This window comes from Bacillus sp. AFS040349, from assembly GCF_002577655.1.
Taxonomy (GTDB): domain Bacteria; phylum Bacillota; class Bacilli; order Bacillales; family Bacillaceae; genus Metabacillus.
On the sequence record NZ_NUMC01000107.1, the window covers coordinates 1 to 8,331 of the forward strand.

The window sequence follows — 8,331 nt, forward strand, 5'->3', positions numbered from 1 at the left end:
AATCTAATTTATCAAATACAGGGATTTTGTTGATGAAAACACACTGAATGTGAATATTGCTAGATTAAGAAGGAAGTTGGAATCAATAGGACTAAAAAACTACTTGTTAACCAAGAGAGGACAGGGTTATCAAATATGAGCCTGATTCAGTTTATTAAAGAAAAACAATTTTCAGTCCTTTTGAACCTTATCGCTCTTCTTATCATCTTAATGATTTTCTACCTATATGGAGCTAATGTAAGTTTGATCATACTGGTAACGATCATTCAATTCTTTTTCTTTCTCTGCTCGATGATCATTGAGTTTTATCGGATGAAAAAATATTACGATGAGCTAATGGATGTTTTTGAACAACTTGATGAAAAAACGTTCATTGCTGACATAGTAAAAGAGCCATCATTTTATTCTGGACAGGTGTTTTATCAAGTTTTAAAGGGTGCGACAAAAGTGATGAATGACCGTATCGCATCACTAAAAAATGCTGAGCGTGAATATCATGACTACATCGAGCTATGGGTACATGAAATAAAAACCCCTATAACAGCATTAAAATTAATCCTTACGAATAGTAGAACAAAAGAAAATCTTCCTATTCAAGCAGAGGTTTCCAAAATAGAAGAATATGTTGAGCAAGCTTTATTCTATGCAAGAAGCAGTACATTAAATCAGGATTATAAAATTGAAACGTTCACACTTGAATCAATTGTTAACCAAGCTGTTAAATCTTTATCTCTAAGTCTCATTCGTGCCAATGGCAAGATTGAAACAAATCATCTCGATTTGAATGTGACTTCTGATTCAAAGTGGATCGTATTTATTTTAAAGCAAATTATCGACAATTCCATTAAATATCGGAGTGAAACGCTTAAAATATCTTTTTCAGCAAGAAAGATAGAGAATGGAACAGTTTTAAAAATAAGTGACAATGGGATTGGCATAATCGAATCTGATATTGAACGTATTTTTAATAGAGGCTTTACAGGGACAAATGGAAGAGACTATGCTAAGTCTACAGGGATGGGGTTATACCTGTGTAAGACATTATGTGAAAAGCTGGGGTTATTAATAAAAGCGGAGTCCCAAGATGAAAGTGGCACAACAATAAAGATATTCTTTCCGGATAGGTTGAATATTCTAAATTAAAAGCTGAGAAGTCGGTAATGAATATAGTAGTTACCTTCTTAAAGTCATAGGGACAGTCCCCTGTCCCATAGTTTCATAGAATAATACTCGTACAACTTTCTAAAACTATTCTTTAAAAACCTTTTCACCTTCATTAATCACCTTTTGCAAGTTCAATACTTTGTATCTCGTTCCATCACTCTCTTTTTCAGAGGCATTCGCAATAACTGCCTCTTTCAGTTCTTCTGCACTTAATTCTGGGTACATTGAAAGAAACGTTGTAAAGGCAGCTGTTACAATCGGTGTTGCTGCCGAACTTCCCTCAAATAATCCTTTACCTGCCTCGCTTACTGTTGTTGTTAAAATATCCTTACCAGGTGCAAAAATATCAATATTATTGAGATTCGGAGTTCCCATTATATTTCCTTTTAAGTCAATACTTCCCACTCCAATTACACCCTCATAAGCAGCTGGATAAAAATTCTCTGACTCTCCTTCATTTCCAGCCGAAGCAACGATGATTATCCCTTTAGATAGGGCTTTCTCTACTGCTGTTTTTAATACATCCGTATTCTTTTTGGTAGCAAGACTAATATTAATAATCTTGCAATTTTTTTCTATTGCCACATTAATAGCTTCTGCCAAATCTTTAGAAGATAACCCCATGTCGGTACCCGCTTGTATTGATACGATCTCACTATTAGGTATTAATCCCCCTGGTTGCGACTTCCCATTACCATCTCCTACTAAAATTCCACTTACCATTGTTCCATGAAGCTGTTGAGAACTAGAAGAGATAAGGTTTAATGATTTCTGCGAGATATTACTTTCTGACAAAAACTTATTCGTCAAATCAATCCCAGTATCAATAATAGCAACTTTAGGAGTTTTTTCCTTATAAGGTAGGATATCTTGTCCATTCACAATTTCAATAGGCTTATTGTATAAACCAATCTGTGCCTTCGTCTCAATTCCTTTATAAACTCCAAATCCAGAAAGACACAATACAGATAGTGCAATGAATATATAAAATACTTTTTTCATGTTTTTTAGTCCTTTCGTACCTAAATTGTAAAGTTCCCTTTACGTAAAGTTAACTTTACATTATCATTGAATTAATCATATTACAGGGGGGTATCATTTTGAATGCAAAACAAATTAGAGGAAATTAGAAAAAAACATAAGTATTCTCAGGAAACCTTAGCAAACATGTTAAATGTAAGCAGGCAAACCATTATTTCGATTGAAAAGCAAAAGTACAATCCATCATTAGTTCTAGCCATTAAAATATCCAGAATCTTCAACTTAACGGTTGAGGAAATTTTCATTTACAATCAGGAGGATGAAGATAAATGAATACAAGAAAAACATATATATTCCTTGGAGTTTTCTTTTCAATAATTTTTCTGTTCATGTCCTTTGTATCTTTCTTAGCAGCTAGTGTAAACTTTAATTCTTTTATCATTCTAGCTTTGGCCATTGTTTCTTTCGGAATGTACAATTTACATCCACATTTAAAGAACAATGATGAGCGAGCAAGCGATATTAAAAAGAAAGCCGCGTATTACTCCATTATTTTTGTGCTACTCTATTCGATCCTACTGTTTGTTATCATACAGTTAGAAGTAATTAGTAATATTTTTCACGTTATGAATCTATATGTTTCTTTGATCATAATCACCTATTTTGTCTCTCTAGTGGTTGTGGCAAAGAAAAATTAAAAAGCTTTCTATATATAGAAAGCTTTTTAATTTAGTTTTTATGCCTCTGCTGCTTTCTTCACACATACTGATACAACAGAGCCTGATGCAGATGCTTCAACCATGATACACCATACACAACCCGCGCCAGCTGTTGCTAGACAAATACCACCACATACAACACCAATAATTGCAATAACTGTCCAGGAAATACCTTGTGATGCTAGACAATTGTTAAGAACACTCCAAGACCACTGTGGCATCACATCTGGTTTTTCTAATGTTTCACTAATTACCTCTTCACCATTTGTAAACAAACGTAATTCTGCACTCTCTTCATCTATTAATTTTACATAAATCTCATTTTTAGAAACTATTTCTTTTTTTTCATCAATTACGAATGAAACACCACTAACATCTTCTAATTTGCTAGAATCTTTAATTAAGAATTGAACAAATGTAGTACCATCATTTAGAGCTTTAATAACTGGACTATTAAGATCTAAATCACTTTTTTTAACCATATTAAGACTACTTAAATTTGCCTTTGCGATCTTTGTTAATTCTTTCTTTTCTTTAGAACTGAAGCTTTTGGTAGCATCAACGTACTCTTTTACAGATTCCTCTATATTAGGTACGGGAGATACAACATTACTCTCTTTTTCTTCTGCAGAAGCAATACTACCCAGTCCAGAAAATGAAACTGTTACTGCCAAAGATAAGGTCATTCCAAGCTTTACTACTGTTCCCCAAAATTGATTTTTCATATTTCCGCTCCTTCATTTTTAATGCACAACGCGTTTGCACCATAATGATAGGTTAAGTAACAAACAAATTTCAACAGCATTTTCCATATTAGGTACTATTATCCTCGTATAATTAATTAAAAAGTAACCGACATTCGACAATATCCGATTATTTTATGTCTTTTATCGTTTTATAGTATGAATAACCTAATTTTTCTGGGACGGAATAAAGTCCATATAAGTTGATACGGGTACCTTTTCCCATTCTTCAAACTAGCATTAACCAAGGTGCTTGGAGGAGAGCAATAAAAAAGCCCATGTGATGTTTTCACATAAGCTTCTTTATCATTGTTTTGTTTGCACGAGGGACTGTCCAAAACGTTCCTTCTTATTTAACCGCTCCATCCGAAATATTTTTTATAATAAACTTTGATAGAAACATATATACAACAATGATCTCATAGTGGCAATACTAGTGCAGCTAGTGCCACATACCATTGCTTTGCATATTCGCCAAAGAATTAGAACATTTTTAGAGGTATGATATACATTCCGTCCTTATTAATAACTAATGATAGTAATAGATAATCATTACAAAAGAGGGAATATTTCAAGGAGAAGACAAAGATGACTAAAAGAATAAAAGAATAAAAGAATAAAAGAATAAAAGAATAAAAGAAGCTAAGCATAAAAACTCTCTTAGCTTTTTTTAATAAATATTACATACGCATATTTCCTTACTATTTGTTCTCTACGATATACTAGCATTAGTTATTAGGGTCTTCCCTTATTTAATCAAACATTCTTTTCCCTTTTCATATGTTATATACAATTGATGTAATGCTCGACTTGTCGCAACATATGCCAATTTGCGATCAAAGTCTGTAGGTTGATAGTCATTAAAGCGTGCAATAACAACTACTTCAAATTCTAATCCTTTTACAGCAGTTGGTGTCGTAATGACTACCTTCACATTTGTAGGTAATGCCTCAGCAGTTTGTATGGCAACAGAGAAATATGGATCAATCATATAATGATAATGCTTTAGCAATGCTTCATCTTTAACCACCACTGCTACAGATTCATACTTATGAGTATATATAGCCTCTTCTAGAATAGAGACTAGCTTTTTCTCTTCTGTATCAACCGAAACTTCTACCCACTCTACATCCTCACCATCTCGGAATGTCTCTGTAGAAAGCTGATATTTCCCTGTAGCAAATGGTTGGATAATCTCATTACCAACTTGAACAATTTGTGCTGTTGAACGATACGTAGCTTGTAATTCATAGTAAGCTGGCTCCCCAATTAATGGATAAAGGGCATGCCAATCTTGTAAGGAACTTGCTCGATTTAAGTTTTGTCCTAAATCTCCAATTAACATTAATCCATTTTTCCTTGTTAATGCATTTAACTCAACAATTTCGTATGGCATATAATCTTGTTCCTCATCAACAATTAAATAAGATAATTTATTTTCATTGGCTACACCATTCAGTAGTCTCATAATATGCAATAATGCAGGTAAATCTTCATAATAAATATCACGTGAATGGTTATCTGGTAGAAGGCCTTCTGAAATAGCTACTCTTATCGATTCATCAAAACAATCTAAATAATCAAGTTCTAGATGCTTCTTTACATAAACTTTTAACATGTCCATCTCATCAGACGAAAGACTGCGTTTTTCTTCAAATTTAAAACCTGAATAGTTATTTGCAAAGCCGTATTCTAACTGATAACGAGATTTTAGTTCTTTAGTAATTTGCCTATTGTAACCTCGTTCAATCCTCATTAAGGTTTCTTCCAATAATGCTCGCTGTATCATATCTTTTCTTTCTTTATAGAATGCTTGTTGTTCCAATGATAATTGTTGAAGAACACGTTCATGCTCTTCTTGAAGCTGATTTTGAATACTAGGGTTCTCTGTATCTACTTTAATCACTTCAACTGATTGCTTTTTAATATGATTTAATATAATAACTTCTTTTGCTTTTCTAAGTTCACATTGTATTGAATAGTGCCATTCTTTTGTAATAACAGCTTCGTCGATCCAGACTGGGATAAGTTTTTGAAGAACTGAATGATGTTCTTCCATTTTCACTTGAATAGTATTCTGTATCTCCGTTATAAAAGCTTGACGGCTTAACTCCATTCTCTTTTTAGTTTTATCAGAACGTTTGGCTTTATGAATAGTGTCATCATCAACCCATTGATTTCCTAATTGGACTATTTCATCCGAAATAAACTCGATTTGATTTAGTAGTAAATTCAATCCAGCTTGCTTTTCAATTTCTTTTGCCTTCTCTTTCACCCATTGCTCGAGCTGTTGTTTTAAATCATTTTCATTCTTTAATTCTTGCTGTAAACTTTTTAAGTAAAAGTTAAAATACAAATTTTCACGGTCTTTTAGAGTGAGGTGCGGATATTTCTCCATTTCCCTTAATATGGGTACGATAGGAATTGAAATTAATTTAAAAGTATACGCATTTGCCCAGATTCGAAGATCATTGAACATGTTAATCGTAGTACGTTCTACAATATCTCGGAACTCTAAGGAGCCTTTAATTTTAATTGTTTCTAAATCTGCAGCTTTATGACGCTTTATTTTTGAAGGAGACAACATTAAAATGTTACTAGCCAAGTCTAATAAAGTTGGTTGTTTTATACCAAAATCACCTAACTTAGGTAGGACATTTTTAATATGTTTTAAAAATGCTTCATTCGGTCCTAATATTGCAACACTTTCTGGCTTTAAATTTTTATATTTGTATAATAGGTAACTTAATCTATGAAGTGCAATCGCCGATTTTCCACTACCTGCTGACCCTTGAATAATGATTGATTGTGTCATTGGTAAACGAATAATTTCATATTGTTCTCGCTGTAATGTGGCAACAATTGATTGCATATCTAAACCACGTTTACTCTCAAGAGAAGATACTAACCCTTCATCTTTGATATATTGACTTGTTGCAGTAATTGGTGGATGTAGGGTTATAATTTTTCCAGCTTGTATATCAATTTGTCTTATATAATCAACAATCGTTTCTCCAAGTGTATTATGTGCAATTGGTACCCCTACTGTACGTAAAAAATAGAGAGAGGCGGCTTCTGCCTTCCAGGAGGTAACATAACCATCAATCCCCTGCTCTCCGATATACATCGTTTCTGCCCCGTCTGTTGAAACATAATCTACCCTTCCTATATAAGGTTTTTCCTTCATATAATGTAAGCGCTGGTTATTTTCATGATGACGTTTCCGCAAAATCCCCTCTACATATGCTGTTGAATAATCTACTTCATACGTATCATCAAAATTAATTTTAGTAATTTCTTGCATAGACGAGTTAATTTCTTTTATTACTTGTTTTAAATAGTCATATTCCGCTTCTTCTTTACGTGATAAAAATGAGGATGCATCATAAACTGGAATTGAAGGTGGTTCACTCTCGTCTTTTACTGGAACTGTTTTCAGCAACACTTCTGACATCGATTGGGTCACCTGATTGTCATCAACATCTCTCTCGACAAATAGCTCACTCTCATCTGATTCTTCTTCAATTAATTCATCAAAAACAATCGTTTCTGTATTCTTTTCCTCTAGAAGAAATGGTGTTATAGATTTGCCTTTTACAGCTTCTATATTCCCGAGCACTTCATCTAATCTATCATTTTCATTTGATACAAATGATTTGTCCTCTGAAAGCTTTTCTTCTTCCCTATAGAGGGTCTCGTTTGTTGAGGCGGTTTATGCTAGTAATTGTTGTACTTGCTCCATCTGTGTATTTATTTCCTGAATTTGCAATTGAAGTTGATTATTTAACTGTAGCTGTTGATTATACTCACTTTGTAATAAATCGTGTTCAGTACGCAAATTAGTGTATCTATCATCTAACTCCTTATTAATCGTATTACTATTTTTAAGTTCCAATCGGAGATTATAATTCTCATTTTCGTGCTTATCAACCAAAACTTCTAGCTCTTTAAGTTTATTATCCTTTTTGTGCAATTCTTGTTTTAGCTGCTCCGTGTGCAACTCTATTTTTTTATGCGCTTCTTGTGAAACCGTTAGTTGTTCTAACCTTTCCGATAGTTGCATAACCTGATTATCTTTAAGTTTATACTCTTCTATTGAAGGTCGCTTTGAGAGTTCTATATTTTTTTGTTCAAGTTCATGGTAACTCACTTTCAGTTTCTCTAACTCAGCTAACTTTAGCCCCTCTCCAAGCTTTTCAAAATTAGCTAATGCCGAGTTTACCTGGTTATAAACTTTTTCTTTTATTAATGAATCTTGTTTTAACTGTTCTAATTGTTTTTCAAGCTGACTAATTCGTGAATTTTCCGTAACTTCTTCTGAATGTTGTACCTGACGTTCCTGGAACTTTTTATCTTTATGCGTCTTTAAGAAGCTTAATAAACTCATGCTGCCACCCACTTGTTTTTTCTTTTGCAAATATATAAAGGTTAGAAATGTAATCTGATATAATATATAAAATTTAGTAAGTGTATTAATCTCGGATTATATGAAAGAGGATCTACTTGATTATAAACCAACACCTTTATAATTACTGCTTACTGCCAAGATACTTGCACTTTTATATAGAATGATCTTGTGAAGATAATATAATTGAGATTCCTTTTTAAAAAAATCTACTACTCTATATATCGGATATCAAAGGGGGAATTGGAAGAGTTTTTACACTTTTTTTAAGGGTTAATTTGAATATGATTGTCTCTCAATGTATTTGGCAACTAAAAAA

At 32.9% G+C, this 8,331-nt stretch carries 8 protein-coding genes; 4 read left to right on the forward strand and 4 right to left on the reverse strand.

What is annotated here, in order from left to right; all coding sequences use genetic code 11:
- Positions 1-10: 10 nt before the first annotated feature.
- The gene (locus COD11_RS20485; RefSeq protein WP_483296307.1) at positions 11-139 is read left to right on the forward strand and encodes a winged helix-turn-helix domain-containing protein; all 129 of its coding nucleotides are present in this window, start codon (positions 11-13) and stop codon (positions 137-139) included.
- The gene (locus COD11_RS20490) at positions 136-1,143 is read left to right on the forward strand and encodes a sensor histidine kinase (protein ID WP_098798727.1); all 1,008 of its coding nucleotides are present in this window, start codon (positions 136-138) and stop codon (positions 1,141-1,143) included. The genes COD11_RS20485 and COD11_RS20490 overlap by 4 nt, the downstream gene beginning before the upstream one ends.
- Positions 1,144-1,248: 105 nt before the next feature.
- On the opposite strand, the gene COD11_RS20495 is transcribed toward COD11_RS20490, so the two are convergent.
- Complete coding sequence (locus COD11_RS20495) at positions 1,249-2,166, reverse strand: S8 family peptidase (RefSeq protein WP_098798728.1); 918 nt, start codon at positions 2,164-2,166, stop codon at positions 1,249-1,251.
- 102 nt (positions 2,167-2,268) lie between these two features.
- Between COD11_RS20495 and COD11_RS20500 the strand changes: the two genes are divergently transcribed.
- Positions 2,269-2,478: a helix-turn-helix transcriptional regulator gene (locus COD11_RS20500; RefSeq protein WP_098798729.1), complete on the forward strand. Its 210-nt coding sequence runs from the start codon at positions 2,269-2,271 to the stop codon at positions 2,476-2,478.
- Entirely contained in the window at positions 2,475-2,843 is a 369-nt protein-coding gene (locus COD11_RS20505) for a hypothetical protein (RefSeq protein ID WP_098798730.1), read from the forward strand. The genes COD11_RS20500 and COD11_RS20505 overlap by 4 nt, the downstream gene beginning before the upstream one ends.
- Before the next feature lie 38 nt (positions 2,844-2,881).
- Here the strand turns inward: COD11_RS20505 and COD11_RS20510 are convergent, their stop codons facing one another.
- The 3 genes from COD11_RS20510 to COD11_RS20520 all read right to left on the reverse strand — a co-directional run bounded on the left by COD11_RS20510 (position 2,882) and on the right by COD11_RS20520 (position 7,994).
- Positions 2,882-3,589, reverse strand: a complete 708-nt coding sequence (locus COD11_RS20510) for a V-type ATP synthase subunit I domain-containing protein (protein ID WP_098798731.1) — start codon at positions 3,587-3,589, stop codon at positions 2,882-2,884.
- A 766-nt stretch (positions 3,590-4,355) separates the two neighbouring features.
- Positions 4,356-7,226 (reverse strand): 3'-5' exonuclease, encoded by a 2,871-nt coding sequence (locus COD11_RS20515; protein ID WP_098798732.1) that lies wholly within the window; start codon positions 7,224-7,226, stop codon positions 4,356-4,358.
- A gap of 93 nt (positions 7,227-7,319) precedes the next feature.
- On the reverse strand, positions 7,320-7,994 hold the full coding sequence (locus COD11_RS20520; protein WP_098798733.1) for a hypothetical protein: 675 nt from the start codon (positions 7,992-7,994) through the stop codon (positions 7,320-7,322).
- Positions 7,995-8,331: the final 337 nt, after the last annotated feature.

What these genes read in the sequence shown, in the direction of transcription:
- COD11_RS20490 (WP_098798727.1), top strand. Translation starts at nt 136, where the DNA reads ATGAGCCTGATTCAGTTTATTAAAGAAAAACAATTTTCAGTCCTTTTG.
- COD11_RS20495 (WP_098798728.1), bottom strand. Translation starts at nt 2,166, where the DNA reads ATGAAAAAAGTATTTTATATATTCATTGCACTATCTGTATTGTGTCTT.
- COD11_RS20500 (WP_098798729.1), top strand. Translation starts at nt 2,269, where the DNA reads ATGCAAAACAAATTAGAGGAAATTAGAAAAAAACATAAGTATTCTCAG.
- COD11_RS20505 (WP_098798730.1), top strand. Translation starts at nt 2,475, where the DNA reads ATGAATACAAGAAAAACATATATATTCCTTGGAGTTTTCTTTTCAATA.
- COD11_RS20510 (WP_098798731.1), bottom strand. Translation starts at nt 3,589, where the DNA reads ATGAAAAATCAATTTTGGGGAACAGTAGTAAAGCTTGGAATGACCTTA.
- COD11_RS20520 (WP_098798733.1), bottom strand. Translation starts at nt 7,994, where the DNA reads ATGAGTTTATTAAGCTTCTTAAAGACGCATAAAGATAAAAAGTTCCAG.